28 protein-coding genes are annotated in these 25253 nt (G+C 68.3%); 17 read left to right on the forward strand and 11 right to left on the reverse strand.

The window, feature by feature from the left end:
- The first annotated feature begins 1 nt into the window (after position 1).
- A complete protein-coding gene (locus B0293_RS13295; protein WP_005155362.1) occupies positions 2-1180 on the forward strand; it encodes an ABC transporter ATP-binding protein in 1179 nt (392 codons plus the stop codon).
- A 22-nt stretch (positions 1181-1202) separates the two neighbouring features.
- Here B0293_RS13295 and B0293_RS13300 read toward each other — a convergent pair whose 3' ends face one another.
- A complete protein-coding gene (locus tag B0293_RS13300) occupies positions 1203-1403 on the reverse strand; it encodes a PspC domain-containing protein (RefSeq protein WP_005155361.1) in 201 nt (66 codons plus the stop codon).
- A 199-nt stretch (positions 1404-1602) separates the two neighbouring features.
- Here B0293_RS13300 and B0293_RS13305 point away from each other — a divergent pair, with 199 nt between their 5' ends.
- A complete protein-coding gene (locus B0293_RS13305) occupies positions 1603-2529 on the forward strand; it encodes a hypothetical protein (protein ID WP_005155360.1) in 927 nt (308 codons plus the stop codon).
- Between the two features lie 66 nt (positions 2530-2595).
- Here the strand turns inward: B0293_RS13305 and B0293_RS13310 are convergent, their stop codons facing one another.
- Positions 2596-3273 (reverse strand): TetR/AcrR family transcriptional regulator, encoded by a 678-nt coding sequence (locus B0293_RS13310; RefSeq protein ID WP_005155359.1) that lies wholly within the window; start codon positions 3271-3273, stop codon positions 2596-2598.
- A 122-nt stretch (positions 3274-3395) separates the two neighbouring features.
- Here B0293_RS13310 and B0293_RS13315 point away from each other — a divergent pair, with 122 nt between their 5' ends.
- A complete protein-coding gene (locus tag B0293_RS13315) occupies positions 3396-4913 on the forward strand; it encodes an MFS transporter (RefSeq protein ID WP_005155358.1) in 1518 nt (505 codons plus the stop codon).
- Positions 4914-5266: 353 nt separating this feature from the next.
- Here the strand turns inward: B0293_RS13315 and B0293_RS13320 are convergent, their stop codons facing one another.
- The 3 genes from B0293_RS13320 to corA form a co-directional block, all read right to left on the reverse strand.
- Positions 5267-6103, reverse strand: coding sequence for a ParB N-terminal domain-containing protein (locus B0293_RS13320; protein ID WP_005167577.1), 837 nt, complete (start codon positions 6101-6103; stop codon positions 5267-5269).
- Positions 6100-6747 (reverse strand): metallophosphoesterase family protein, encoded by a 648-nt coding sequence (locus B0293_RS13325; protein WP_005167579.1) that lies wholly within the window; start codon positions 6745-6747, stop codon positions 6100-6102. Before B0293_RS13325 ends, B0293_RS13320 begins: the two co-directional genes overlap by 4 nt.
- 177 nt (positions 6748-6924) lie before the next feature.
- Positions 6925-8013 carry a magnesium/cobalt transporter CorA gene (corA, locus tag B0293_RS13330; protein WP_005167582.1) on the reverse strand — a complete coding sequence of 363 codons (1089 nt, stop codon included), beginning with the start codon at positions 8011-8013 and terminating at the stop codon, positions 6925-6927.
- Positions 8014-8262: 249 nt separating this feature from the next.
- Between corA and B0293_RS13335 the strand changes: the two genes are divergently transcribed.
- On the forward strand, positions 8263-8841 hold the full coding sequence (locus B0293_RS13335) for a MaoC family dehydratase (protein ID WP_342364835.1): 579 nt from the start codon (positions 8263-8265) through the stop codon (positions 8839-8841).
- A gap of 33 nt (positions 8842-8874) precedes the next feature.
- On the forward strand, positions 8875-9978 hold the full coding sequence (locus B0293_RS13340) for a DUF2332 domain-containing protein (RefSeq protein WP_005167585.1): 1104 nt from the start codon (positions 8875-8877) through the stop codon (positions 9976-9978).
- Between the two features lie 105 nt (positions 9979-10083).
- Here the strand turns inward: B0293_RS13340 and B0293_RS13345 are convergent, their stop codons facing one another.
- Positions 10084-10512: an NUDIX hydrolase gene (locus B0293_RS13345; RefSeq protein WP_005167587.1), complete on the reverse strand. Its 429-nt coding sequence runs from the start codon at positions 10510-10512 to the stop codon at positions 10084-10086.
- Positions 10513-10689: 177 nt separating this feature from the next.
- Here B0293_RS13345 and B0293_RS43045 point away from each other — a divergent pair, with 177 nt between their 5' ends.
- From B0293_RS43045 to B0293_RS13375, 7 genes are all read left to right on the forward strand, one after another.
- A complete protein-coding gene (locus B0293_RS43045; protein ID WP_085939772.1) occupies positions 10690-10860 on the forward strand; it encodes a hypothetical protein in 171 nt (56 codons plus the stop codon).
- 23 nt (positions 10861-10883) lie between these two features.
- Positions 10884-11444, forward strand: a complete 561-nt coding sequence (locus B0293_RS13350) for a PH domain-containing protein (RefSeq protein WP_005167591.1) — start codon at positions 10884-10886, stop codon at positions 11442-11444.
- 51 nt (positions 11445-11495) lie between these two features.
- Complete coding sequence (locus B0293_RS13355; RefSeq protein ID WP_005167593.1) at positions 11496-12359, forward strand: PHP domain-containing protein; 864 nt, start codon at positions 11496-11498, stop codon at positions 12357-12359.
- The gene (locus B0293_RS13360; protein WP_005167594.1) at positions 12356-12985 is read left to right on the forward strand and encodes a MarC family protein; all 630 of its coding nucleotides are present in this window, start codon (positions 12356-12358) and stop codon (positions 12983-12985) included. Before B0293_RS13355 ends, B0293_RS13360 begins: the two co-directional genes overlap by 4 nt.
- Before the next feature lie 433 nt (positions 12986-13418).
- Positions 13419-14279, forward strand: coding sequence for a RecB family exonuclease (locus B0293_RS13365; RefSeq protein ID WP_005167597.1), 861 nt, complete (start codon positions 13419-13421; stop codon positions 14277-14279).
- Between the two features lie 34 nt (positions 14280-14313).
- Positions 14314-14652 carry a hypothetical protein gene (locus B0293_RS13370; RefSeq protein ID WP_005167599.1) on the forward strand — a complete coding sequence of 113 codons (339 nt, stop codon included), beginning with the start codon at positions 14314-14316 and terminating at the stop codon, positions 14650-14652.
- Positions 14653-14771: 119 nt separating this feature from the next.
- Positions 14772-15416, forward strand: coding sequence for a hypothetical protein (locus B0293_RS13375; RefSeq protein ID WP_005167600.1), 645 nt, complete (start codon positions 14772-14774; stop codon positions 15414-15416).
- 43 nt (positions 15417-15459) lie between these two features.
- Here B0293_RS13375 and B0293_RS13380 read toward each other — a convergent pair whose 3' ends face one another.
- Together B0293_RS13380 and B0293_RS13385 are read right to left on the reverse strand one after the other, a co-directional pair.
- Complete coding sequence (locus B0293_RS13380) at positions 15460-16854, reverse strand: Rv3212 family protein (protein ID WP_005167602.1); 1395 nt, start codon at positions 16852-16854, stop codon at positions 15460-15462.
- Between the two features lie 34 nt (positions 16855-16888).
- The gene (locus tag B0293_RS13385) at positions 16889-18478 is read right to left on the reverse strand and encodes a DEAD/DEAH box helicase (RefSeq protein ID WP_005167604.1); all 1590 of its coding nucleotides are present in this window, start codon (positions 18476-18478) and stop codon (positions 16889-16891) included.
- Positions 18479-18937: 459 nt separating this feature from the next.
- On the opposite strand from B0293_RS13385, the gene B0293_RS13390 reads away from it, so the two are divergent.
- The 3 genes from B0293_RS13390 to B0293_RS13400 all read left to right on the forward strand — a co-directional run bounded on the left by B0293_RS13390 (position 18938) and on the right by B0293_RS13400 (position 21276).
- Complete coding sequence (locus B0293_RS13390; RefSeq protein ID WP_039919894.1) at positions 18938-19591, forward strand: ferritin-like fold-containing protein; 654 nt, start codon at positions 18938-18940, stop codon at positions 19589-19591.
- A 58-nt stretch (positions 19592-19649) separates the two neighbouring features.
- Positions 19650-19880, forward strand: coding sequence for a DUF3107 domain-containing protein (locus tag B0293_RS13395; RefSeq protein ID WP_005167610.1), 231 nt, complete (start codon positions 19650-19652; stop codon positions 19878-19880).
- 115 nt (positions 19881-19995) lie between these two features.
- On the forward strand, positions 19996-21276 hold the full coding sequence (locus tag B0293_RS13400) for a DUF418 domain-containing protein (protein ID WP_039919881.1): 1281 nt from the start codon (positions 19996-19998) through the stop codon (positions 21274-21276).
- Between the two features lie 197 nt (positions 21277-21473).
- Here the strand turns inward: B0293_RS13400 and B0293_RS13405 are convergent, their stop codons facing one another.
- Positions 21474-21800 carry a DUF4873 domain-containing protein gene (locus B0293_RS13405; RefSeq protein WP_005167612.1) on the reverse strand — a complete coding sequence of 109 codons (327 nt, stop codon included), beginning with the start codon at positions 21798-21800 and terminating at the stop codon, positions 21474-21476.
- Positions 21797-22576, reverse strand: coding sequence for a TetR/AcrR family transcriptional regulator (locus B0293_RS13410; protein ID WP_039919883.1), 780 nt, complete (start codon positions 22574-22576; stop codon positions 21797-21799). The genes B0293_RS13405 and B0293_RS13410 overlap by 4 nt, the downstream gene beginning before the upstream one ends.
- Before the next feature lie 50 nt (positions 22577-22626).
- Between B0293_RS13410 and B0293_RS13415 the strand changes: the two genes are divergently transcribed.
- Complete coding sequence (locus B0293_RS13415; protein ID WP_005167614.1) at positions 22627-23535, forward strand: AurF N-oxygenase family protein; 909 nt, start codon at positions 22627-22629, stop codon at positions 23533-23535.
- On the forward strand, positions 23532-24455 hold the full coding sequence (locus tag B0293_RS13420; protein WP_005167615.1) for an alpha/beta fold hydrolase: 924 nt from the start codon (positions 23532-23534) through the stop codon (positions 24453-24455). Before B0293_RS13415 ends, B0293_RS13420 begins: the two co-directional genes overlap by 4 nt.
- Positions 24456-24572: 117 nt before the next feature.
- On the opposite strand, the gene B0293_RS13425 is transcribed toward B0293_RS13420, so the two are convergent.
- The gene (locus B0293_RS13425) at positions 24573-25109 is read right to left on the reverse strand and encodes a carboxymuconolactone decarboxylase family protein (RefSeq protein WP_005167616.1); all 537 of its coding nucleotides are present in this window, start codon (positions 25107-25109) and stop codon (positions 24573-24575) included.
- Positions 25110-25253 lie beyond the last annotated feature (144 nt).

The raw sequence follows: 25253 nt of genomic DNA on the forward strand, positions 1-25253 counted from the left end.
CATGGCTGAAATCGTTCTCGAAAAAGTGTCCAAGAAGTACCCGGACGGCGCCCTCGCGGTGTCCGAAGTGGACATCACGATCGCCGACGGCGAGTTCATCATCCTGGTCGGCCCGTCCGGCTGCGGCAAGTCCACGACGCTGAACATGGTCGCGGGCCTGGAAGACATCTCCTCCGGCGAGCTGCGCATCGACGGCCAGCGCGTCAACGAGAAGGCGCCGAAGGACCGTGACATCGCGATGGTGTTCCAGTCCTACGCGCTGTACCCGCACATGAGCGTGCGGGAGAACATGGCGTTCCCGTTGCGGCTGGCGAAGGTCGACGACCGGATCGTCCGGTCCAAGGTCGAGGAGGCCGCGCAGATCCTCGATCTGACCGGGCATCTGGACCGCAAACCGGCGAACCTCTCCGGCGGGCAGCGGCAGCGCGTCGCGATGGGGCGCGCGATCGTCCGCAATCCCAAGGCGTTCCTGATGGACGAACCACTGTCCAACTTGGACGCGAAGCTCCGCGGCCAGATGCGGACCTCGGTGTCGAAGATCCAGAAGCAGCTGGGCACGACCACGCTCTACGTCACGCACGACCAGACCGAGGCGATGACCCTCGGCGACCGGGTCGTCGTGCTGCGGGCGGGCTACGTGCAGCAGATCGGGTCGCCGCAGTTCCTCTACGACAACCCGGCGAACCTGTTCGTGGCCGGGTTCATCGGCAGCCCGTCGATGAACTTCGTGCCTGCCACGCTGGAGAACGGGACCGCCCGCAGCGCGCTGGGCGACATCCCGCTCACCGACCGGGTGCGTCAGCTGGCCGAGGCCGCCGACGCGCCGCGTGAGGTCATCGTCGGCATCCGGCCGGAGCACTTCGAGGACGCCGCGCTGGTGGACGCGTCCGCCCGGCAGGGCGCGACGTTCACCGCCCACGTGGACGTCCTCGAATCGATGGGTTCGGAGAAGTTCGCGCACTTCTCGGTCGAAGGTGAGGTCGCGTCGTCGTCCGACCTCGCGGATCTCGCCGCCGACAGCGGATCCTCGGACGTCCCGGGCGCCGAGTCGCAGATCGTGGCCCGGCTGTCCGCGGCGTCTTCGGCCGCGGAGAACCAGAATGTGGAGCTCTGGTTCGACGCGGACAAGATCAAGCTGTTCGACGGGGCCAGCGGCAAGAACCTGACCTACACGGAGTGACCCCGACTCGTCCTGCCCGGGATCAGTACTCGCTCTCGGGCAGGGCGAGCCACAGCACCAGGTAGACGATGAACTGCGGGCCGGGCAGCAGGCAGGACAGCACGGCGAGCAGGCGGACCTTGCCCGGCGTGGTGCCGAAGCGTTTGGCGATCCCGGCGCAGACGCCGCCGATCATGCGGCCCTGGCGCGGACGGGTCAGGCGGGCGGCTACGGGGTGGCTCACGGTTCTTCCCTCTCGGTCGTCACGTTGTGTGAAACCCATTTTCGTCGCGTGACGGCGCGGCCGCATCCCACCGCGGAACGAAACCCACCCCTAAGGGCGTGAAATCGCGGTAAAGCACCCACCTGGGAAAACGTGGTGGACCCTGTGTTCTTCGCCCGTAAGGGGTGGTGTTCCGGGATCTTTTGACGATACTTCTCCGGTGCCCCCGAAGAGACTGATCGCCGGACTCTGTGGCCTGTTCCTCGCCGCGGCCTGCTCCACCCCGGATCCGGTGGCGGCGCCGTCGCCGACCACCGCTGGTGACGAGGCCCTGACGGCGTCCGAGGCGCTCGGCGAATACCCGTCGCTCGACTATTGCAGCCTCGTCGACCAGCGAAAAGTGATCGGCGGCGGAAACGCGGTCAAACCGCCGTTGAGCTCATTCGAGTCCTGCCGCCTGGAATTCGTCGAAGGCGCCAATCGCTACACCGTGCTCACCGGCCCGATCACCTCCGGGCAGGACCCGAACAACCGGCCCTACGAATACGCCGGGCCCTTGCCGGAAGGCGTCAGCGTCCAGCAGTCGAGTTTCAACGAGGAAACCACCTGCACGCGTCTGCTGACCTTCGCCGACGGGATCCGGCTGTCCATCACCGTCACCTCCGACGACAAGGCCCCGGCGGACCGGCTCGACCGCTGCCGGGTCGCCGACGCGACGGTCGGCGGCGCGGCCGAGGTGATCACCGCGCGCAAGGTCGGGCGGCTGAACCTCGACCAGCGCTCGTGGGGCCGCGTCGCCCCGTGCGCCCCGCTCGATCAGCACGAACTCGACGCCGCCGCCGGTCCGGAGACCAAACCCGCCCCGGCGCTGTCCGGGCACAACTGCATCCGCGGCAAGGTCAGCTTCTCGCTGTCTGTGGTGTCGGACACGACGCCGGCCGCGACGGAGGCGCTGGGCGGACGACAGGCCCAGGTGACCACGTCGGGCGCGTTCTGCCAGGTGACCACGCACCGGCCGATCCCGGGCACCCCGGACCGGGTCGAGCAGGCGACGCTCTCGGTGGTCGGCGTCGACGGCGCGCCCGAGGACGCCACGTGCGCCGCGGCGCGTGAGGTCGCCGTGGCCGTGTTCCCGAAGCTCCCCTGACGCGTTTAGTCCTCTGAATGCGGTACTTGCACGCGCAACTACCGCATTCAGAGGACTAAACGCGGGTCAGCGGAGGCGGGGGAGGCGGAAGGAGCACATGACTTCTTCCAGTGCCTCGACGTCCAGCGGCGGGTGCGGCAGCGGGGTCGCGCGGCCGGGTTCGGCGCGCAGGCCGTCGAGCAGCATCGCGAGGCACCGGCGCCACAGGTCCGGCTGGATACCGTGCGTGAATTCGATGACCGAGCCGACCATCTGGTGCAGCAGCGGCATGTCCGTCGGCACGATGTCCGCGCGGAGGACGCCCGCCGTCTGAGCCCGTTCGACGAGCTGTGTGATCAACGGCACCATGCGCGCTTTCGCCTCGGCGACGCGCTCCTGGCCGAAGACGTTCGACAGCATGACCTCTCGTAACCCGCGGTCACCGGCGTGGAGTTCGGCCGCGCGCCAGGTGAAACCGGCGAAGCCTTCCCAGGGATCTTCGGCGCGAAGCGCTTCTTCGGCGAACTCGCGGATCGTCTCGAACTGGTCGACGAACATGGCCTCGACCAGGTGTTCCTTGCTCGGGAAGCGACGGTAGACGGTGCCGACGCCGACGCCGGCGTGATGCGCGACGTCGTCGAGAGTCGCTTCGAGCCCGCGCTCGCCGAAGACATCGCGTGCCGCCGCGATGATGCGCTGCCGATTGAGTTCAGCGTCGCGCCGCAGCGGCCGCGCCGGTGCGGCGGGAGCGAGGTCCCGAGCCATCCGTCCAGCTTAACAAATGAAGTAGAGGACAGTTCTCCACTTCTTGTGTACCTTGGGCGACGAAAGGGGAGATACCTACTCCACATAGCTTCTTCGTCACTATCGGTGAGGAAACCGCCCGTATGTCTGAGTCATCCACCGCTGTCGCCACGCCGTCGGGGGACGCGGCCGCGCAGCACTCCAACCCGCACCACGCCAGGAGATGGCTGATCCTGGTGATGATCGGCCTCGCCCAGTTGATGGTGGTGCTCGACGCCACCGTCGTGAACATCGCGCTGCCGTCGGCGCAGCAGGACCTCGGCTTCTCGAACGACGCCCGCCAGTGGGTCGTCACCGCCTACGCGCTCGCGTTCGGCAGCCTGCTCCTGCTGGGCGGACGGCTCGCGGACCTCTTCGGCCGCAAACGCGCGTTCCTCGTCGGGCTCGCCGGCTTCGCCATCGTGTCCGCGATCGGTGGCGCCGCCACCAGCATCGAGATGCTGCTCGTGGCCCGCGCCGCACAGGGTGTCTTCGGCGCCCTTCTGGCTCCGGCGGCCCTCTCGCTGCTGACCACGACCTTCACCGACCCGAAGGAGCGCGGCAAGGCCTTCGGTGTCTTCGGCGCGATCGGCGGTGGCGGCGCGGCGATCGGCCTGCTGCTCGGCGGTGTGCTGACCGAATACCTCGACTGGCGCTGGTCGATGTACGTCAACATCATCTTCGCGGTGATCGCGTTCGCCGGCTCGTTCGTGCTGCTGAAGAACTCCGAGTCCGACGGCCCGCGCCCGAAGCTCGACATCCCGGGCACGATCACCGCGTCGGCCGGATTGTTCGCGCTGGTCTACGGCTTCGCGAACGCCGAGCGCGACTCGTGGTCCTCGATCTCGGTGTGGGGCTTCCTCGCCGCCGGTGTCGTGCTGCTCGCCGCGTTCGTGGCGATCCAGCAGCGGGCCGAACACCCGCTGCTGCCGCTGCGCGTCCTGCTCGACCGCGACCGTGGCGGCTCGTACCTCGCGATGTTCCTGATCGCCATCGGGATGTTCTCGATCTTCCTGTTCCTCACCTTCTACATCCAGCTGAACCTCGGGTTCACGCCGGTGCAGAGCGGGGTCGCGTTCCTGCCGATGGTGGCCACCCTGATGGCCAGCGCGACGTCGGCGACGGCGGTGCTGCTGCCGAAGTTCGGCGCGAAACCGTTGGTGTCACTGGGAATGCTGATCGCGGGGCTGGGACTGTTCTGGCTCTCGGCCATCGACACCTCCAGCACGTACGCGAGCGGGGTGCTGTTCCCGCTGATGGTCATGGGTGTCGGCATCGGCCTCGCCATGGCGCCCGCGATGAGCGTCGCGACCTTCGGCGTCGACACGCACGACGCCGGTGTCGCGTCGGCGGCGGTGAACACCGCGCAGCAGGTCGGCGGCTCGATCGGGACCGCACTGCTGAGCACGCTGGCAGGCAACGCGGCGACGTCGTTCCTGGTCGGAAAGGCGCCGACGCCGCAACTCGCGGCCGAAGCGGCCGTGCACAGCTACACGACCGCGTTCGTGTGGGCCGGATGGATCTTCGTCATCGGCGCGGTGATCTGCGGGCTGCTGCTGCGGTCGGGCGCCCCGGCGAAGGCTCCCGAAGGTGCCGAAGCTCCGGTGGCGGTCCACATGTAGTTCGTGAGTGGCGATTCGGGTTATTGAGGGGTAAGGCAAATGTGGCGTGTTCCTTCGCTCGCCCGTACGCCGACCTCGGGTGTTGCGAAAGCCACTTCCGCAACGTTGAAGGTTGCGAAAGTGGCTTTCGCAACGCTCGGGGACTCCGCCGCCCACGAGGACGGATGACCCGGGGTGAAGGGGACTTTCCGCTCGTGCGATGAGGGGAAAGTCCCCTTCACCACGCTGATCGCCACCGAACACCGGTCCGTGAAGGCCTCCTTGAGGGACTCTGGGTCCCTCAAGGAGGCCTTCACGGACTTGGCACCTGACAGGACACCTTTGCCTTTCTGCTCAATAACCCGAATCGCCACTCACGACTGCCGTCGCACCGCCTCGAAGACCTCGTCGTCCCACCGGTGCGTCCGGATCAGCCGGTACCGCTCGCAAGCGACCCACAGGTACGCCTCGGCGTCCGTCCGCGAGCCGATCAGATCCGCCTGCCGCAGCATCGCCACCACCGGCACGAACTCCTCGTCGAACCACCGCTGCGCCAGCGTCGCGCGGTCCGAGAAGGTTCCTTCGTCCTGCATCAGCCGGAAACCCCACGCCTCCACGTGCTCACCGAGCCGCGCGTAGTCCCACGGATCTGTGAACACCACCGAAGCCCGCGACTGCCCGGAAAGCGGGACGCGCTCCAGGAACAGCCGTCGGTAGTCCTTCACGATCAGGTCGCCGCGGTACCGGATCCCGCTCGGGTCCAGTTTGGTCCGGACCTCGGTGACCATCGCCTCTATCGTGGACAGTCGCATCGCGTGCGCCACTGATACGCGGTGGTGCCCGTCGATGATGAAATGCAGCTCGCCGACGCGGTACACCTCGATCGGCGGGATCGACTCGCCGCGCCTGGTGGCGAGCGCCAGCCGTTCCCAGCGTTCGCGGACGCGGCCCGACGTCGGACGGAACCGGCGGTCGAAGTCGCGGCCGCGGTCGACGCTGCCGACGATCGAATCGAGCCGGATCACCCGCGCCCCGATCTTCCGCTCGCCGAGGTAGCCGAGCGCGTCGACCACCTCGTGGAACGGCAGCATGATGTTGACGTCGTCGGGTTCACCGCGCAGCCAGTTCGCCAGCCGCGACAACACCTGACGCCTTCGCGCGCGGAGGAAGTCGTGCTCCGCGTCCGCCCGGGGAAAACCGGTGTCCTTCATTGGAACTCCATGATCCGGTGCCCGACGACGTTGCGGACCGTGGTCCCGCCGATCACCCGGTCCGGCACGGGTTCACCGTGCGGGTGGATGTGCCCGTGCAGCAACCACTTCGGCCGCAACGACTCGATCGTGCGATGCAGACAGTCGAACCCGCGGTGCGGCGGATCCTCGCGGTCGCCGCAGTGTCGCGGCGGCGCGTGAGTGAGCAGGACGTCGACGCCCCGCCCGTCCCGCCATCGGCGGAACCCGGCCCGGCGCACCAGACGGCGGGCACGCCGGGCCTGCTGGCGTTGCGTCCACTGGTTCGGGCCGTCGTTGTAGCGGACGGAACCACCGAGCCCGGCGAAGCGGAGCCCGCCGATGTCGACGACGCGGCCGTCCGCGTTCACCCCGCCCGCCGGACCCGGCCACTCCGTGGGGAAACCGTCCTTCATGGACAGTCCGCCGTAGCGGGTGTAGCCGGACAGGTCGGGATCGTGGTTGCCCGGGACGAACACGCACGGCACGTCGAGCGCGCTCGCCAGGAATTCGAGGTACCCGTACGGCAGGTCGCCCGCGCCGATGACGAGGTCGGCCGGGTGGTTGCGGACGGCGGACGTCCACAACCGCTCTTCGACCTCGTCCGCGACGACCAGCGCTTTCACGCGCTCCAGCGTAATGCCGGAGGCGCTATTTGGTGCCGTGCGCGAACGCGGGGTCCTTGGCGATGATCGCGATCACGATGCCCAGCCAGACGAGGCAGAAGGCGAGGGCCCAGAACTTGAGGTTGGTCAGCATCCTTGGCATGAGGAACTCCAGAATTCACCGAAGGGGAAGAACGGTCAGAGCCAGCGGTTCTTCCGGAATATTCGGTAAAGCAGGATGCACACGCCGAAGATGATCGTCATCGCCAGCGGGTAGCCGAAACGCCAGTGCAGCTCCGGCATGTAGTCGAAGTTCATCCCGTAGATGCCGGCCAGCGCCGTCGGGACCGCGATGATCGCCGCCCACGCGGTGATCTTGCGCATGTCGGTGTTCTGCTGGAGCGTGATCTTCGCCAGCGTCGCGTCCACCAGGGTGGTCAGCAGCTCGTCGAAGTTCGCGACCCGCTCCGCGACCGTGGTGAGGTGGTCGGAGACGTCGCGGAAGTACGACCGGACCTCGTCCGGGATCAGCCGCGTGTAGCCCTCGGCGAGGCGCTGCAACGGAGTGCCCAGCGGCATGACCGCGCGGCGCAGTTCCAGCACCTCGCGCTTCATGAAGTAGATCTGCTCGGCGCTCACCTTGGAGCGCGGCGCGAAGACGTGCGTCTCCATCTCGTCGATGTCCGACTCGATCGCGGTGGTGACGTCGAGGTAGTGGTCGACGACGTGGTCCGCGATCGCGTGCAGCACCGCGGACGGCCCCAGTTCGAGCCTTTCCGGGTCCTGGTCGAGTTCGCGGCGCAGCCTGGCGAGCCCCGAGTGGTTCCCGTGCCGCACGGTGATCACGAAGTCGCGGCCGAGGAAGGCCATCAGCTCGCCGGTCTCGACGATCTCGTTCGCCGTCGCGGGCGACTCGTGCTCGACGTAGCGGACGGTCTTCAGCACCATGAACAGCGTGTCGTCGTAGCGCTCCAGCTTGGGCCGCTGATGCGCTTCGAGGGCGTCCTCGACGGCCAGCTCGTGCAGGCCGAAGGTCTCCGCGATGCCCTGGATCTGGACGGCGTCCGGCTCGTGCAGGCCGATCCAGACGAACCCGGCGTGCCGCTTGCGCACCTCTTTGATCGCCTCGGCGTGCGTCCAGCGGCCGGGCAGGCGCTTGCCGTCCACGTACACCGCGCAGTCGACGACGTACGCCGAAAGGGGGACGGGCAGCGGGCGTTCGGGGACGCTCTTGGCGCGGCCGTTGCTCCGGCCGCGAAGGCCGCCGAGCGAGGGAATGGCAGGCATGGGATCTCCTGGGCAGACGTCGTGCGTTGTGCGCGAAGACGACGGGCCAAGCGGTCGGGGGGCCGCTCGGCTAGGCCAGCGTTCCCGGTTTCGTCAGCCCTGCCAGGTGGGGATCCGGCGAGATGTGAAGGCGGAAACGCTGCGACTACTAGGAAGCGGACTATCGCCACTGGACATCGGGTTCCTCACCTCCTTCGACTCGGCGGACGGTTACGCAGTGGTGTGGGTCGCGTTGACGACCCGACACCAATGGTCGAGGGTACTCCTCAACACGAATGCCTGTCGTCCCAGGCTCACGCCGCGTTACTCGTGCAGGAGGAATGGGTGCAGTTCGGTCGCTATTACGAAGAGTTCGAGGTCGGTGCGGTCTACAAGCACTGGCCGGGCAAAACGGTCACCGAGTACGACGACCACCTGTTCTGCCTCATCACCATGAACCACCATCCGCTGCACCTCGACGCGCACTACGCCGAGGAGACCACCGATTTCGGCAAGAACGTCGTGGTCGGCAACTACGTCTACTCGCTGCTGCTGGGCATGTCGGTGCCGGACGTGTCCGGCAAGGCGATCGCGAACCTCGAGGTCGAATCGCTGAAACACGTGAAGCCGACGTTCCACGGTGACACCATCTACGGCGAGACCGAGGTGCTGGACAAGACGCCGTCGAAGTCGAAGGACGATCGAGGCGTCGTCTACGTCGAGACCCGCGGCTATAAGCAGGACGGCACGATCGTGTGTGTGTTCCGTCGCAAGGTGATGGTGCCGAAGCGGTCTTACGGTGACAGCAGGGGCGGCGAACAGCCCGGCCGTCCCGTGCCGCACGAATGACGGGTGTCACGAACGGGAAGAGGGAGCGCGTCGATGCCCATCGGGCTGGATGAGATCAAGAGCCGCCTGCGGAAGTTCGCGACCGTCGAGGCGGCCGGTGTTTCGCCGTTGTACGAACACTTGGCGGCGAAGGCGGCCGAGGACGACGACGTCGCCGGGCTGCTCGCCGACGCGCGCGGCGGTGAAGCGCGCGGGACGCTGCTGATGGCGACCGCGCACCGGCTCATCCAGGCCGACCCGATCCACCCGCTCTCGCGGTACTACCCGTCCGTCGGCGGGTTCGACGGGGTGGACACGGAGACGTGGCCGCTCTTCCGGTCGTTCCTGCTCGAACGGGCGGACAAGGCCAGGGCGATCATCGCGTCGCGGTACACGCAGACCAACGAGGTCCGCCGGGCGGCGCTGCTCTACCCCGCGGTGACCGCGGCGGCGAAGGAAGCGGGCGGCAAGATCGCGCTGCTCGAGGTCGGCTGTAGCGCCGGGCTGCTCCTCGGCCTGGACAAATACGCCTACCGTTACCAGTGCGACGGCGGCGAACAGCTCACCGCCGGGCCCGCGAAGACCGCCGTCGGCCTGCACTGCGCCTTGGACCTCGCGCTCGGCGCCGTCACGCCGAAGGTGCCGAAGAAGCTGACGATCACCGCCCGCGCCGGCCTCGACCGCGCCCCGGTCGACCTCGCCGACGAGGACGAGCTCGCCTGGCTCGAAGCCTGCGTCTGGGCCGACCAGCCGGACCGGATCCGGCTCCTGCGCACGGCCGCGGCGGCGCAGGGCAAGCAGCGGCCCGAGCTGATCACCGGCGACGCCGTCGACGATCTCGCGTCGTCGGCCGCCACGCTGCCCGCCGACGCTCCTCTCGTCGTGCTGACCAGCCATGTGCTGGCGTATCTGGGGGAGCGGCGGGCCGACTTCCTCGAGGAGCTGCGGAACCTCGCCGCGGACCGGCCGCTGTGGTGGGTCAGCGAGGAGTTCTACGGTGCCGCGCTGGAGCCGCTGGTGCCCGGCCGGGCCGATCTGGCCGAACCCGCGGACCAGGCCGTGCTCGGGCTCGTCCGCTGGGACGGTGGCGTCCCGGACGTCCGCGCGCTGGCCAGGACGGCTCCGCACGGGCAGCGGATGACCTGGCTCCCGGTTTGACTTTCAGAAAGCCGCGCACATGTCGGGAAAGCATCGGTGAGGATAATTTTCACCTCACCCGGTGCTTTATCCCCGAGGTATTCGCCGAATCGGACACGGCGGGTGTCAAGACCGCTGGCGGGACCCGGTCGGCAGCACTCCCCAATCGCGGAGAGTGACGAACAGGAGTTCGGCCAACCGGCCGCCTTTGTCGAGTTCGATCAAGGTTTCGGCGTCGATCCACCGGGCGTCGGCGGCGTCGTCCCCGGCACGGAGAGTGCCGCCGGTGACCGCGCAGGCGTAGTCGTGGATGTCGTACCGGCCGCGGAGGGCGTTGCCGACGTATGTGCCCGGCATCACGTCGAGGCCGGTCTCTTCGCGCATCTCCCGGATGACGGCCGCTTCGTCCGTTTCGCCTGGTTCCACGCGTCCGCCGGGGACCGACCAGAGTCCACGTCCGGGTTCATTCGCGCGCTGAATCAGCAGAATCCGGCCGAGTCGGTCGTGGACGATGCCGCCGACACAGCGGACGGTGCTGTCCGAAACGGTGTTCATTCCCGAATGGTAGACGCGGGCTTCCTGACAACGGCTGTCCTGTACACGGAGAGTAGCCGTACGGTATACTTCTCCTCGCCGGCTGACCCAAGCGCGGGACTTCCCTCCCGCGCCGGTGGAAGGTGCGGTACAAAATGAATAGCCAGTATCCGCAGTCAGTCACCGTAAGAGACAGGATTGATCGCCGTGAACGCGAAAAAGCTACTCACTTTCGCAGGAATCGCGTTGGTGCTGTTCTTCGTGATCGCGCAGCCAGGTCAGGCCGCGGGCCTCGTGGGAAACATCATCGGCTTCCTGCGTGACTCGGCCGAATCGGTGATCACCTTCGTCAGCAACGTCTTCAGCTAGCGGACGGCGGATACTCTATCGGTATGTTCGCCCCACGCGATCCAGACGAGTATCTCCTCGACACCGAGCGACGGGTCATCAGGATCCGCCGTCACTGGGCTGTGCTGTTGTGGGACACCTTCGAGACGGCCGCGCTGCTGGCCGTCTGCGTCCTGGTGTCCTACCTGTTGCCGCCCGCCGCGTGGGTGATCCAGAACATCCTCTGGTACGCCGCGTTGCTCATCATCCTGCGCTTCGCGTACGTGGTGATGGAGTGGTGGGTCGAGCGGCTGGTGGTCACGGACAAACGGTTCGTGATGACCACCGGCGTCTACACGACCAAAGTGCTGATGATGCCGATCACCAAGGTCACCGACCTCACCTATGAACGTTCGGCGTGGGGCCGGATGATGGGGTACGGGACCATGGTGGTCGAGTCGGCCGGTCAGATCCAGGCGCTGAACCGCATCGACTATCTGCCGAAGCCGGAAGAGTTCTACGACACGATCTCCGAGCTCGTGTTCGGCGACAAGCAGAAGCAGGCCGAGCGCTTTTCGATGATCAAGGCGCAGCGTGCGGCGCGCGGCAAGAAGAAGGTCGGTTAGCGCAGGTCCCGAAGTCGCTGTGACCTGGCGCATCATCGATACTCATCCTTGATGCGCATCGACCTGCACGCCCACTCCACCGCCTCCGACGGTACCGACAGCCCTGCCGGGCTGGTCGCCGCCGCCGCGAAGGCGGGCCTCGACGTAGTCGCGATCACCGATCACGACACCACGGCCGGCTGGGCCCCGGCCGCCGAGGCACTCCCGCCGGGGCTTTCCCTGGTGCCCGGCGCCGAGCTGTCCACGATCTCCGTGGATCCGGTGTCCGGACGGCATGTCAGCGTCCACCTGCTCGCGTACCTCTTCGACCCCGGGTCGGAGGCGGTCGTCGCCGAGCAGACCCGGCTGCGGTCGGAGCGGCGGTGGCGGCTGCGCGTGATGGCCGAGCGGATGGCCGCCGACGGCCTGCCGGTCGATCCCGACGAGGTCATGTCGCTGCTGCCCGAGGACGGCTCGGCCGGACGTCCGCATCTTGCTCAGGCTCTCGTGCGGGCCGGCGTCGTCTCGTCGGTGAACGAGGCCTTCGGGAGCTATCTGGGCAACGGAAGCGGATACTTCGTGGCGCGGCAGGACACGCTCGTCGAGGACGCGATCGACATGATCGCGGAGGCGGGCGGCGTCACCGTGATCGCGCATCCCTTCGCCTACACGCGCGGCGCGACCATCACCGTCGACGTGCTCGCCGGGCTGGCCGCGCACGGGCTCACCGGCGTCGAGGTCGATCACCCGAACCACGACGAGGAGACCCGCGTCCGGCTGCACGGGCTGGCGGGGGAGCTGGGGCTCGTGCGCACCGGGTCGAGCGACTACCACGGCACGAACAAGACCATCGATCTCGGCGACGAGACCACCGACCCGCTCGCGCTCGAAGAACTCGTCGCGCGGTCGACCGGGTTCCAGGTCGTGACCCGGTGACCATCACGGACTTCTTCGACGCGCGCCTGTTCATGAGCGCGACGATCACGCTGATCGTCATCATGGACCCGCCCGGCACGGTGCCGGTGTTCCTGAGCCTGACCGGCCGCAAGCCGGTGGCGTTCCGTGCCAAGGCCGCGCGGCAGGCGGTGCTGGTCTCGCTGCTGGTGATCTCGCTGTTCGCCGTCGCGGGGCAAGCGATCCTGTCGTACCTCGGCATCGGGATCCCGGCGCTGCAAGGCGCGGGCGGGCTCCTGCTGCTACTCATCGCGCTGCAACTGCTGACGGGCAAGACCGGCGGCGAGGCCGAGGCGGCGGGCGACGACGTCAACGTCGCGCTCGTGCCGCTCGGGACGCCGCTGCTCGCCGGGCCGGGCGCGATCGCCGCGACCATCGTCTTCGTGCGGCAGGCCGACGGGCACGTCGGCGCTTATGTGGCTCTCGCGCTTTCGATCGTGACGGTGCACTTCGTGCTGTACCTGTGCATGCGGTACTCGGGCGTGGTGATCCGGCTGATCAAGGAAAGCGGGATCACGCTGCTGGCGAAGATCGCCGGTCTGCTGCTGGCCGCCATCGCGGTCGAACTGGTGGCGAACTCGGTGAAGGGCTTCATCGCGGGCACGTGACCCGGGGGGCTGAAGGGGACTTTCCCCTCATGTCACGCGACGAAGGGGCCCTTCACCGCGTCGGATGCGGTGAAGGGCCCCTTCAGCCCCCGGCTCCGGCCGGCAGGCGCGGGCGATAGCAAGGGTCCCTTGCTATCGCCTCTCTTGATGTTGAGAGATGTGTAAGTCCGTGAAGGCCCCCTTGCCTACCCTCAAGGTAGTGAAGGAGGCCTTCACGGACCCTGGGTCCCTCAAGGAGTCCTTCACGGCGGTCCAAGTACATGAAGGGGTCCTTCACGGAGCCAGGCGCAAGCAAGGGGGCCTTCATGTACTCGCCTCCAGCCCCGCGGCGGGGGCAGACCCGGGGCGATAGCAAAGGTCCCTTGCTCTCTTCCTGGGGATCCCCTCGAAAAGTGTCGGTGGGGGTGCGTAGCGTTGCGGGCGGGGTGATCCGATGGAGCAGATTGGTTTCGACTTCGGCGTTGAAGCGCCGCGCAAGCTGACGAAGGTCTCGCCCGCGCGCCTCGCGACGTTCGAAGACTGCCCGCGCCGCTACCGCATGTCGTACCTGGACCGCCCGTCCCCGACACGCACCGGCGCGTGGGCGCACAGCACGCTGGGCGCGGTGGTGCACAACGCCTTGCGGGCGCTGTTCGACCTGCCGGTCATCAAGCGCGTGCCGCAGCGGGCGATGGCGCTCGTCGCCGAGCATTGGAAGGACGCCGGGTTCGAGGACGCCGATCAGGCGGCCAGGTACCGGGCCCGGGCCAAGGGCTGGGTCGCGGAGTACGTCGAGCACAACGACGTCAGCGTCGATCCGGTCGGGCTGGAGCGCTGGGTTTCCGCACCCGTCACGCTTGAGCCGGGCAGCGGGCCCAGCCTCATCATCGAGGGCCGCGCCGACCGCATCGACCAGCGCGGCCGGGAACTGGTGATCATCGACTACAAGACCGGCCGTCGTGAGCCGGACGAGTACGAGGCGCGCTCCTCGCAGGCCTTGGCGTTGTACGCGGTCGCGGCCGCCAGGACGCTGCGGACGCCGTGCTACCAGGTCGAGCTGCACCATGTGCCCACCGGCACCGTCGCGGCCGCCGAGCACACCGAGCAGAGCCTCAAACGCCATCTCCAGCGCGCCGACGAGACCGCGGGGGACCTGCGGCTGGCAACGGATACCCTGAACGCCGGCGGCGACGAGGACGTCCTGTTCCCCGCGCGCCCCGGCCGCCGCTGCTCCTGGTGCGACTTCCGGCCCAGTTGCGCGGCAGGCCAGGAGGCCGGACCCGCGTCTCAGCCGTGGGAGTTGCTGGCGCCCTAGAATCCCGAGACCCGACGATTGGACAGGCGAGGACGTGTCGTCACCGGACACCGAAGAGCTCGCGCCACCGCCCGCGGAGCCGGGTGAGCCCGTGGCGCCCGAACGCGGCCGGTTCTGGCGCGGGCTGACCGGTTCGCTCGCGGCCGGGATGGTCGTGCTCGCGGTGATCGTCCTCGCGATCGCCGGGATCTGCCTGTTCACCGACGCTCCCGGGCCCGGGCCGCTGATGCTGATCGGACATCCGATCGCGGCGGTGGTCGCCTTGCTGGCCCAACGGGTCGCCGATACCCGCAACGGCCGCGTCGCGGGCTGCGCGGGGCTTCTGGTCGTCGCGAGCGTGACAGCGGCTCTGAGCCTCTTCTGGTGGAACTAGCCGGCACGGCAGCAAACTGCCATCCGGCCGGAAAAGGGCTCCGGCAAGGCGAAACTTTGAACTCACTGGGCGCGTCGTAGAGGAACACCCGCCGCGCAGCGAGGACGAAGGGCACCGTTATGACCTACCCACCCCAGCCAGGACAGCCCGAATACGGCCAAGGTGAGCAGCAGTACCCAGGGCAGCAGCAGTATCCGCAAGGCGGCTACGACCAGAGCGGCGCGTACCCCCAGCAGCCTCAGCAGCAGTACCCCGGCTACCCCCAGGAGTACCCCGGTCAGCAGTACCCGGGCCAGCAGTACGGACAGGGTTTCGGCGGGCCGCCCGCGCCGCCGAAGAAGAGCAACACCGGCCTGCTGGTGGGTATCGCCGCCGCTGTCGTGGTGCTGGTGACGCTGGCCATCACCGGGTTCGCCGCTCCCGGGTTCTTCTTGAGCGACGACAAGGCCGCCGGTCCCGAAGCGACCGCGCAAGCGATCATCGATGGCATCAACGCCCGCGACCGGACCGCGTTGACGGCGCTCAAGTGCGCGAACGCGGAAAAGGATGTCGTACAGGCCATCGAGCGGGTCAGCGACGTCTCGGACGCCACGCTCGGCGAGACCACGAAAGCCTCCGAGACCGAGTACACGATGTCCGTCACGCTGAACGTCGAAGGACGGACCCGCACCGGCACCGGCACGCTCGCCCGCGAGGGCGAGAAGTGGTGCTGGAAGGAAATCGGCCGGTTCCGGACCAAGACCTCGACGACCTCGACGACGTGATGACGGTGGGCGATAGCAAGGGACCTTTGCTATCGCCGGCCGGTCACTCGAGGGCGACCAGCGTGGGGCCGCGCTGCTCCAGCAGCACCGGCCCGACCGAAGAGAGCTGCACCGGGCCGTTGTAGCCGCGACGGTCGACGCCGACGGTGCGGACCGTGGTGCCGGTCAGCTCGTCGAGCACGGCGAGCCCGCCCTGGATCGGCACGACCAGCTGGTCCCCGAAGGTCACACCAGGGCCGGTGGAGTTGTTCAGCGACCAGCGCGGCGTGAGGTCGTCCCGCGAGAACGCCATGGTCTTCGAGCCGGTGAACCAGTAGACGCCCTGCGCGGTCCACGAGGTCGTCAAGATGCCGCCCTCCGGATCCCGCGCGAGGTCCGCGGCGGGCACGTCGAGCGGGTACGCCGACTTCTGCATGCCGTCGCCGCCGTAGATGACCAGCAGTTTCTCCTCGGGAAGCACGATCAGCGCGAGATCGCCGGACATCGCGACGACCTTCGCGTTCTTCCCGGCGAGGACGGTGCTGTAGTCGACCTTCGGGTCGTCGGCTTCGTCATTGGTCGCGCGGTAGACGGTGAACCGGTCGGCCGGGTCGCCGGGGCAGCGTTCGATCACGCCGATCTTGCCCGCCGCGGCGGCCACCGTGCCGTAGGTGCAGCCCGTCCTCGGCTGCTTGTTCGCATTGACGATGGCCGGGACCTGGCCGTATTCCATGCTCTTGACCAGGTCGTCGCGCCAGGTGTTGAGCAGTTTCTTGCCGGTGGTGGTGATGTGCGAGCCGTCGACGACCAGCCGGGTGCCGAGTTCGGCGTCGCCGTTGCGCTGCGCGGTGCGGCGCCCGGTCCCGGTGTCGAGCTGGGTGACCTCGCTGCAGCCGGTGTCCTTGCGGTACACCGCGTCCACCTTGATCCCGGCGAGCGCGACGGTGCACAGTTCGAGATCGCGGGAATAGCGCCAGCGGACGTCGCCGGTGTACGGGTCCCGGCCCAGCACCTCGCCCTTGTCCGCGGTGACGACGCTGTTGGCCTCGCCGATCGGGACGGGCGTCGCCGAACTCGGCGCCTGCCACAGTTCGGTCAGCGAGCCGGGGACCTGCGCCGGCGCGGGCGGGAGCCCGGGCGGCAGGGTGGCGGCGACCTGCGTGACCGTCGCCGCGCTGTCGCTGTTCACGCCGATGACGACGCCGGTGACCGCGACGACCACCACGATCCCTGCGGCGATCGCGCGGTCCCGTGTGCGGTTCCACGGCGAGCGGCGGGCGCGTTTCCCGGCCAGTGGCGGTTCGGTGTCCGCCACCGGCGCGGGTTCGGCGTCCAGCACGTCTTCCGTGCCGATCGAAGCCGTGGTGTCCGGCTCGACGTCGTTCGACGTCTGTTCGGGCCCGGCGGGCACGGGCCGCGCCGGATCCTCGTCCGGCGCGGCTTCCCAGCGTTCGCTCACGTGCCCTAGCCCCCTACGTCCGCAGTACGAAAGCTCAGTCTGCCGACGCAGGTGTATCAGAAGTCGCCGACGGACGGCGACGGCGGCGTCGGCGAGCCGGACGCTCGGCGCTGTCGCCTGCCTCCTTCTCGACCGCCGGACCGCTGACCTCCGGGCTCGGCTTCGCGCCACCGCGGCTGCGGCGGCGGGTCCGCGTGCGGCCCTCCGAAGAGGACTCAGAGGCCTCGGTGCCTTCCGCCGAAGCGGCCGCGGCGTCGGCGGCCTCGATCTTGGCGGCCGCGTTGGCGCCGCCACGGGTCCGCTTGCGCGGCGCGCGGTTGCGCTTGCGGGGCGCCTCTTCGTCCTTCGGGCCCTGGCCGCGGCCCCGGCGCTTGCCGCCCAGGTCCTCTTCGGCCTCGGCCGAAAGACCAGCGCGGGTCCGCTTCGACAGCGGGAGACGTCCGGTGGTGCCCTCGGGGATGCCGAGGTCGGTGAACAGGTGCTTCGACGACGAGTACGTCTCGGCGGGCTCGGGCATGTCGAGCCCGAGGGTGTCGGAGATCAGCTTCCAGCGAGGCTCCTCGTCCCAGTCGACGAGGGTGATCGCGACACCGGTGCGCCCGGCGCGGCCGGTGCGGCCGATGCGGTGGACGTAGGTCTTCTCGTCCTCCGGCGTCTGGTAGTTGATCACGTGCGTGACGTCGTCGATGTCGATGCCGCGGGCGGCGACATCGGTGGCGACCAGCACGTCGACCTTGCCGGAACGGAACGCGCGCAGCGCCTGCTCGCGGGCGCCCTGGCCCAGGTCACCGTGCACGGCGGCGGCCGCGAAGCCACGCTCGACGAGCTCGTCGGCGACCTTTTGCGCGGTGCGCTTGGTGCGGGTGAAGATCATCGTCAGGCCGCGGCCCTCGGCCTGCAGCGCGCGGGCGATCAGCTCGGGCTTGTCCATCGAGTGCGCCCGGTAGACGAACTGGGTGGTGCGCTCGTGGATCGCGCCGGCGTCGTTCTCCTCGGCGCGGATGTGCGTCGGCTGGGTCAGGAACGTGCGGGCCAGCGTGATGATCGGACCCGGCATGGTCGCCGAGAACAGCATCGTCTGCCGCTTGTCCGGGACCATCCGCAGGATGCGCTCGATGTCGGGCAGGAAGCCCAGGTCGAGCATCTCGTCGGCCTCGTCCAGCACCAGACCGCGGACCTTGCCCAGCACCAGGTGCTTCTGCTCGGCCAGGTCCAGCAGGCGGCCGGGGGTGCCGATGACGACGTCGACGCCGTTGCGGAGCGCCGCGATCTGCGGCTCGTACGGACGGCCGCCGTAGATGGCCAGCGTGCGGATGCCGAGGTGCTTGCCGGCGCCCTTCAGGTCGTTCGCGACCTGGATGCACAGCTCACGGGTCGGCACGACGACCAGCACCTGCGGGGTGCCGTCGCCGGGGACCTCGACGCGGTGCAGCAGCGGGACGCCGAAGCCCAGCGTCTTGCCCATGCCCGTGCGGGCCTGGCCGATCAGGTCGTCGCCCGCCATGGCCAGCGGCAGCGTCAGCGCCTGGATGGCGAAGGTGCGCTCGATGCCGGCCTCGCCGAGGGCCTTCACGATCTCCGGCTTGACGCCGAAGGAGGCGAAGGTCGGGGATTCGGGTTCCACCGGCGCGCCCGCCTGCAGCGGGTGCGACGTGTCCAGCGCGGCCGGGCCGGTCTCGCTGTGCTCCAGCGCGACGGCGGCCGGGACGCCGGTGGTGTTCTCTTCGGTTGTGGTTTCGTTCGTGGTCAGGGTGCTCGCCTCTCTCGTGACCAGCGCGCACTGCCCTGGTCACCGATTGACACTCGACCACGAAAATTCGCTCGGCTCCGCGCTACTGGCGCTGAAGCGGCCCTTCGTGGGAATGCCGCAGGATGGCGTGCACGCACATCATTCTTGTACTGACCGGGGCCACACCGGCTGTCCTTCAGCCGCAGCGGCGTCCCGATCCGGGACGGAAGATCCGTCGTATCCGGCCGTCAGTGTACCTGGTCTGCGCTTTTCGGAAAGTCCCCCGGCGTGTCGGAGAGGTGGGATCGGTCTCTTCCCGGCCGGGTGGGTGTGTTCGGCGATACTCTTTCCGCCGTGACGGAGGCAAAGCAGATCAGTGAAGGCGTAGTCGATTTGCTCGGCGTACTCGCCTATGGGGAATTGTCCGCATTCGATCGCATGGCCGAGGACGCGCGCACCGCGCCGACGCTGTCCGGACGGGCCGCGCTGGCGTCCATGGCGGCCGCCGAGATCGGGCACTACGACCTGCTCAGCAAGCATCTCGCGGGGCACGGCGTCGCGATCGAGGACGCGATGCGGCCCTTCGTCGGGCACATCGACGCCTGGCACGCCTCCACCGCGCCGCGCTCCTGGCTCGAGTCACTGGTGAAGGCCTACGTCGGCGACGGGCTCGCCGCGGACCTCTACCGCGAGATGGCCAGCTGGCTCGACCCCGAGACCAAGGATCTGGTGCTCACCGTGCTCGCCGACACGGGACATTCGGCGTTCGCCGAGCGCGAGGTCGCGGCCGGGATCCAGGCCGACCCGAAGGCGCGGGACAAGCTCGCGCTGTGGGGCCGCCGCCTGCTGGGCGAGGCGCTCACGCAGGCCCAGTACGTCGTCGCCGAACGGGACGGGCTCGCCGAACTGATCGTCGAAGGGTCGGGCGACCTTTCGGGAATCGCCGCGCTGTTCCGCCGGTTGCAGCAGGGGCACACCAAGCGCATGCAGGTGCTGGGGCTCGGCTGAGCCCTTCGGCTAGCCTTGGTGGACCAGTGAATTTCGAACTTTCAAGCGGAGGTCCCACGTGGAGGTCAAGATCGGCATCAAGGACACGCCGCGAGAGCTCGTGGTGTCCAGCAGCCAGTCGCCCGACGAGGTCGAGGAACTGGTCGCGAACGCCTTGAGGGCCGGCGACGGGATCTTCCGCCTCGACGACGAAAAGGGCCGCAAGTACATCGTGCCCACCGACCGGATCGCCTACGTGGAGATCGCGCCGTCGGACGTCCGCAAGGTCGGTTTCGCCGTCGGTGGCTGACCCGATCGGGTCATAGTCGCATGTCACAGTGGCGTCACCGCTGCGTCTCAGCTCGCTCTCAGATTTGATCGTCACGCTAAGGCGGGGACGGTCAGGGGGCTAGCCGAGAAATGAGGTGGACGGCGTCACTGTGATGGACCGCGCGCTGCTCGACGGCGTGCGAACTGTTCCCGGACAAGGCAAACGGGTCGCGGGGCGACTGACCGGCATCGACGTCGCCCGCGGCCTGGCCGTACTCGGCATGTACGCGGTGCATGTCGGACCCGAACCCGCCAAGGGCGGCGTCGGGGTGCTGTTCAAACCGTTCGAAGGCCACTCCGCGGCGCTGTTCGCGGTGCTGGCAGGCGTCTCCGTCGCGCTGATGTCCGGCGGGCGCCGCCCGAAACTGGGCCGCGACCGGACACGCGTCGCCCTCAAACTGGCGACCCGTGCGCCGCTGCTGGTGGCGCTGGGGCTGTGGCTGACCAGCCTCGAAACCGGCTACATGGTGATCCTGGCCTACTACGGGGCCTGTTTCCTCTTCGCGATCCCCTGGCTGCGCGCGGGCGCGAAGGCACTGGCGATCGCGTCGGTCGTCGTCGCCGTGGCGGGCCCGCTGCTCTCGCATCTGATCCGGATCCAGCTGCTGCCCCGTGACCTGCTCTTCTTCGCGCCGGACCTGACCGCGGACGACGTCACGTCGACGGGTCTGCTGAAGGCCGCGACCGTGCTCGTCCTGACCGGGACCTTCCCCGCGATGACACTGATGGCGTACGTGTTCGCGGGGATGGCGATCGGGCGGATGGACCTGACCTCGCGCAGCGTGTGCCGCCGGTTGTTCTTCGGCGGGTCGGCGCTCGCGGTGGGCGGATACCTCGTGTCCTGGATCGCGACCGGGCCGCTCGGCGGCATGCAGGCCGTCTACCGGTCACTGGAACCGGCCGCCGCGCAGATGGGGATGACGCCGCAGGAGTTCTTCCGGCTGCACCAGACCTGGATCCACGGCACGCCGCCGACCACCAGCTGGGCCTGGGAACTGCTGCCGACGGGGACCTCGTACACGCCGTTCGACCTGCTGATCTCGATCGGGATCGCGGCGGCGGTGATCGGCGGCTGCCAGCTGCTGATGCCGAAGTTCGAGAGAGTGCTGCGGCCGCTTTCGGACCTGGGCGGGCGGGTGCTGAGCGCGTACGTGCTGCATTTCGTGGCGATCGCGCTGCTGTGGGACGAGAGCGACGGCGACTCGATCTTCAGCGTGCTGCACTTCGTCGAGTTCTCGGTGGTCGCGCTGACCGGCGCGGTGCTGTGGCGGAAGTTCATCGGGCGCGGGCCGCTGGAATGGGCGATGAACAAGCTGTCGAGCTGGCCGAAGTACCTCTTCGCGGATGCGCGGGTGCCCGCACAGCGGCGGGGCTGACCTGCGAAAACCCTGGGGTGGTGTTTCCAGGGTTCCCAATGTCGCATTTGAGGCGCTGAGCGTCCCAAATGCGACATTGGGAACACCCGAGGACGGTCCACCTCGGGCGATAGCAAGGGACCTTTGCTCACGTTCGTTAGCGCACTAACCAACGTGAGCAAAGGTCCCTTGCTATCGCTTTCGGGAGCTGCCGGAGCTCAGGCGTTGAGTTCGTTCAGCTCTTCGAGGCTGGTCGGCACGTGGAAGGGCGGCGTGCTGGTGCCCATGATGCGGTAGCGGTCCCACGGGTCCGGGTCGGAGAGTTCGCCCTTCGCGCTGTACTCGCCCGCGCGGATCTCGACGGCGGTCTTCTTGCCACCGGCGGCCGCGGACACCTGCTCGTTGGTGGCCACGCGGCCGTACCAGCGGTAGTACCCGTCGATGGGCTGGAAGTAGCCCCGCAGGTCGACCGTGGCCGCGATCTCGGTCCCGTCGATCACGAGGACCGCTTCGCCGGCGTAGCCGTCTTCGTCGTGCTCGCTCATTGCCCCTCCGCCTGGTTTTCCTGGGTCTTCCGCATCTGGACGACCTTGTTCTCTTCGAGCGGCAGGTTCGGGTCGATGACGATGCCCTGCTGCCGGGAGAGGCCGTCGATCGCGGCCCAGATGATCTGCGTCAGGTATTCGACGACGCTGTCGCGGCCCATCGAGCGCCGGTCCAGCCACCATTCGCCGGTGCTCTGCACCATCCCGACGATGCCGTGCGCCCACGGTTCGGCGGCGCCGGAGTCCATGTTGAACATCCGCATGTAGTCGCCGAGCAGCGCGGTCAGCGCGGTGGCGATCAGTTCCTTGTCCTCGGCGACGACGTCGGACTTGACGAGCACCTTCTCCTGCAGGCCGCCGCGTGCGAGCAGGCGGTACAGGTTGGGGTGCTCTTCGATGACGCTGAAGAACGAGTCGAGCGCCATCCGGATCCGGGGGACCGGGGCCAGCTCGGAGTTGATCGCCGGGATCAGCCGCTGGAAGAGGATCTCCGTGCCGCGCTGCCCGAGCGCGACGTACAGATCCGCCTTGTCGTCGAAGTGCCGGTACAGCACGGGTTTCGTGACGCCCGCTTCGGCGGCGACGTCCTCCATGCCGAGGTCCGGGCCGTGACTGTCGAGCGCGCGGAGAGCCGCCTCGACGAACTCAGCGCGGCGCGCGATCCTGTGCTTGCGCCAGCGGTCGCGACGGGCGTCACCCGTGTCGGCCTCACCCGCCGTGGGGTGCTTGCTCGACTGCTTGCTGTTGCGCTTGACACGTTCGATCACCCCAGTCATGCTACCAGAGGTAACTGTTACCACGAGTTACAGATAGGGGTGTGTCGGCAATGACGCGGGCGCTGAAGGAAACAGATCGGGAGAAGACGGCCGAGCGGCTGCTCAAGTCTTCCGCCAACAAGTTCTACGACCCCGACGTCGACATCGACTGGAACGCTCCGCTCGTGGACGGGAAGCGCTACATCCCGGCACACCGGTCTTCGCTCTACGGCACGAAGTTGTGGGACTCGCTGTCGGAAGAGCAGCGCATCGAACTGGGCAAGCACGAGGTCGCGAGCGTCGCCACCACCGGGCTGTGGTTCGAAATCCTCCTGATGCAGATGCTGCTCAAAGAGGTCTACGACGAAGACCCGACCAGCTCCCACGCGCAGTACGCGCTGACCGAGATCGCGGACGAATGCCGTCACTCGACGATGTTCGCGCGGATGGCTTCGCGGATCGGCTGCCCGTCCTACGGGCCCGTGCCGTGGCTGCGGCGGCTGGCGAAACTGATGCCGTCGATCAGCTACGGCCCCGCGCGCTACGGCGCGATTCTCGTCGCCGAAGAGGTCCTCGACCGGCTTCAGCGCGAGCAGATGAACGACCCGGACATCCAGCCGCTGGTGCGCATGGTCAACCGGATCCACGTTCTCGAAGAAGCCCGGCACGTCACCTTCGCCCGCGAAGAGGTCACTCGCGGGATGGCGAAGCTGACGAAGAAGGAGATCGTCTACCAGCAGTTCATCATCGCGCTGATCTCGTACTTCGTGACCCGGGCCTTCATCAACCCGCGCGTCTACAAGGCCGTCGGCATCCGGCCGCGTGACGGCGTCGAAGCCGCGCTCAACAACCCCAACTGGCGCGAGAGCATCCAGTGGGCGGGCGAGAAGATCATGCCGTTCCTCCAGGAATCCGGTCTGGTCGGCAAGCCCGGCATGTACTTCTGGCGCAAGTCCTTCCTGCTGCCGGGGAAGCGATGAGGGGCGTCAAGCAGCGCGGCACCGTCTCGTGGGATCCGTCCCGCGAGCACCGTTTCGTGACCGGTGACGGCACCGCCCTGCACGTCGAGATGAGCGGCCCCGCCGACTCCGAACTCACGCTGGTCCTCGTACACGGCTGGACCCAGGACCACCGGACCTGGGACGGCGTGGCGTCGAGCCTCGGCGATTCCGTCCGGATCCTGCGCTACGACCTGCGCGGTCACGGCGGCTCCGCGCCGGCGAAACCGGGGACGGCCACGATCGCGACCCTCGCCGACGACCTCGCCGAGCTGATCCAGGACCGCGTTCCGAACGGGCCGCTCGTGCTCGCCGGTCACTCCATGGGCGGTATGACGATCATGGAGCTGTCCCGCAGGCACCCCGATCTCGTGGCCCGGCGCGTCGCAGGGGTCGCGTTCGTCGCCACATCGTCCGGTGAGATGGACCGGATCACCCTCGGCCTGCCGGGGATCGCGGGCAGTGGCGCGGCCAGGTTCGAACGGAGGCTCGCGAAGCTGCTCGCGAAGAACCGCCGGGACGCCTTGCCGTTGCCGCTGTCCGTGGTGCGGCCCGGCGCGCGGCTGCTCGTCTTCGGGCGACGCCCTCGGCGGGCCGATGTGGACTCGGTCGCCGAACAGCTGCTGTGCGCGCATCCGGCGAGTGTCGCCGGATTCCAGGACGCGATCTCGCGGCACGACTGCCGCGTCACTTTGGCCGCGTTGCAGGGGAAACCGGTGATCGTGCTCTCGGGGGAGCGGGACCGGCTCTGCCCGACGCCGCACGCCAAGGTCATCGCCGACGCGCTGCCGGAGGCCGAGTTCGTGCGGTACCCGGGCGCCGGGCACATGCTCCCGCAAGAACGGGCGAAGGAAGTCTCAGACCGCATCGCCGCCCTCGTCCGCCGCGCCGCGAGGGTCTGAAAAGGGAGCAAGGGACCTTTGCTCCCGTTTATTAGCGCACTAACTAACGATAGCAAGGGACCTTTGCTCACGTTCGTTAGCGCACTAACCAACGGGAGCAAAGGTCCCTTGCTCCGTTCAGATGCGGGAGTAGCCCTCGGCGAGGAGACGGACGCCCGTCGCCTTGTAGGCGTCCTGGTCGTCCGGGGCGATGGTGGCGAGCCCGTCGACGTAGCGGTTGAACATGCAGAACGCGGCCGCGATCAGGACCGTGTCGTGGATTTCGACGTCCGTCGCGCCCTCGGCGCGGGCCGCGGCGATCAGGTCTTCGCCCACAGCTTTCCCGCCTTCGCGGACAGCGAGCGCGACATGCAGGAGCGCCTTCACCTTCGCCGACACGGGCGCGCCGTCGACGTCCTTCCAAGCCGCTTCAACAACGGCTATGCCGCCTTCGAGCGCTTCGGCGGCGACGGCGGCGTGACTGCGTGAGCAGAACGTGCAGTCGTTGCCCCGCGAGACGACCGCGCCGATCAGCTCGCGCTCACCCACGCTGAGGCTGCTCGGGCCGCGAAGGAGGACGTCGGCGAGTTGCCCGAGCGGCGCCGCCGTCTCCGGCCGGTAGGCGAACAAGGCGGCGATGCCGGGCAGGTTCTCGTCGAGCGCGACGTGGGGCATGGGGACTCCTCGCGAATCGGCAAAGCGGTCGTCCGATTCAAACCGAAACCAGGCCGGGCAGGCTTCCGCTGGATGGTCCAAAGCGACAGCAAAGGTCCCTTGCTCTCCCCGGAGGCGCTAGCGTGATCTTGCAACGCTGCTTTC

It is taken from the genome of Amycolatopsis azurea DSM 43854 (genome assembly GCF_001995215.1).
Taxonomy (GTDB): Bacteria; Actinomycetota; Actinomycetes; order Mycobacteriales; family Pseudonocardiaceae; genus Amycolatopsis; species Amycolatopsis azurea.

What these genes read in the sequence shown, in the direction of transcription:
- B0293_RS13295 (WP_005155362.1), top strand. Translation starts at nt 2, where the DNA reads ATGGCTGAAATCGTTCTCGAAAAAGTGTCCAAGAAGTACCCGGACGGC.
- B0293_RS13310 (WP_005155359.1), bottom strand. Translation starts at nt 3,273, where the DNA reads ATGGCTCGGGACCTCGCTCCCGCCGCACCGGCGCGGCCGCTGCGGCGC.
- B0293_RS13315 (WP_005155358.1), top strand. Translation starts at nt 3,396, where the DNA reads ATGTCTGAGTCATCCACCGCTGTCGCCACGCCGTCGGGGGACGCGGCC.
- B0293_RS13320 (WP_005167577.1), bottom strand. Translation starts at nt 6,103, where the DNA reads ATGAAGGACACCGGTTTTCCCCGGGCGGACGCGGAGCACGACTTCCTC.
- corA (WP_005167582.1), bottom strand. Translation starts at nt 8,013, where the DNA reads ATGCCTGCCATTCCCTCGCTCGGCGGCCTTCGCGGCCGGAGCAACGGC.
- B0293_RS13335 (WP_342364835.1), top strand. Translation starts at nt 8,263, where the DNA reads ATGGTCGAGGGTACTCCTCAACACGAATGCCTGTCGTCCCAGGCTCAC.
- B0293_RS13340 (WP_005167585.1), top strand. Translation starts at nt 8,875, where the DNA reads ATGCCCATCGGGCTGGATGAGATCAAGAGCCGCCTGCGGAAGTTCGCG.
- B0293_RS13345 (WP_005167587.1), bottom strand. Translation starts at nt 10,512, where the DNA reads ATGAACACCGTTTCGGACAGCACCGTCCGCTGTGTCGGCGGCATCGTC.
- B0293_RS13350 (WP_005167591.1), top strand. Translation starts at nt 10,884, where the DNA reads ATGTTCGCCCCACGCGATCCAGACGAGTATCTCCTCGACACCGAGCGA.
- B0293_RS13355 (WP_005167593.1), top strand. Translation starts at nt 11,496, where the DNA reads ATGCGCATCGACCTGCACGCCCACTCCACCGCCTCCGACGGTACCGAC.
- B0293_RS13365 (WP_005167597.1), top strand. Translation starts at nt 13,419, where the DNA reads ATGGAGCAGATTGGTTTCGACTTCGGCGTTGAAGCGCCGCGCAAGCTG.
- B0293_RS13375 (WP_005167600.1), top strand. Translation starts at nt 14,772, where the DNA reads ATGACCTACCCACCCCAGCCAGGACAGCCCGAATACGGCCAAGGTGAG.
- B0293_RS13405 (WP_005167612.1), bottom strand. Translation starts at nt 21,800, where the DNA reads ATGAGCGAGCACGACGAAGACGGCTACGCCGGCGAAGCGGTCCTCGTG.
- B0293_RS13410 (WP_039919883.1), bottom strand. Translation starts at nt 22,576, where the DNA reads ATGACTGGGGTGATCGAACGTGTCAAGCGCAACAGCAAGCAGTCGAGC.
- B0293_RS13415 (WP_005167614.1), top strand. Translation starts at nt 22,627, where the DNA reads ATGACGCGGGCGCTGAAGGAAACAGATCGGGAGAAGACGGCCGAGCGG.
- B0293_RS13420 (WP_005167615.1), top strand. Translation starts at nt 23,532, where the DNA reads ATGAGGGGCGTCAAGCAGCGCGGCACCGTCTCGTGGGATCCGTCCCGC.
- B0293_RS13425 (WP_005167616.1), bottom strand. Translation starts at nt 25,109, where the DNA reads ATGCCCCACGTCGCGCTCGACGAGAACCTGCCCGGCATCGCCGCCTTG.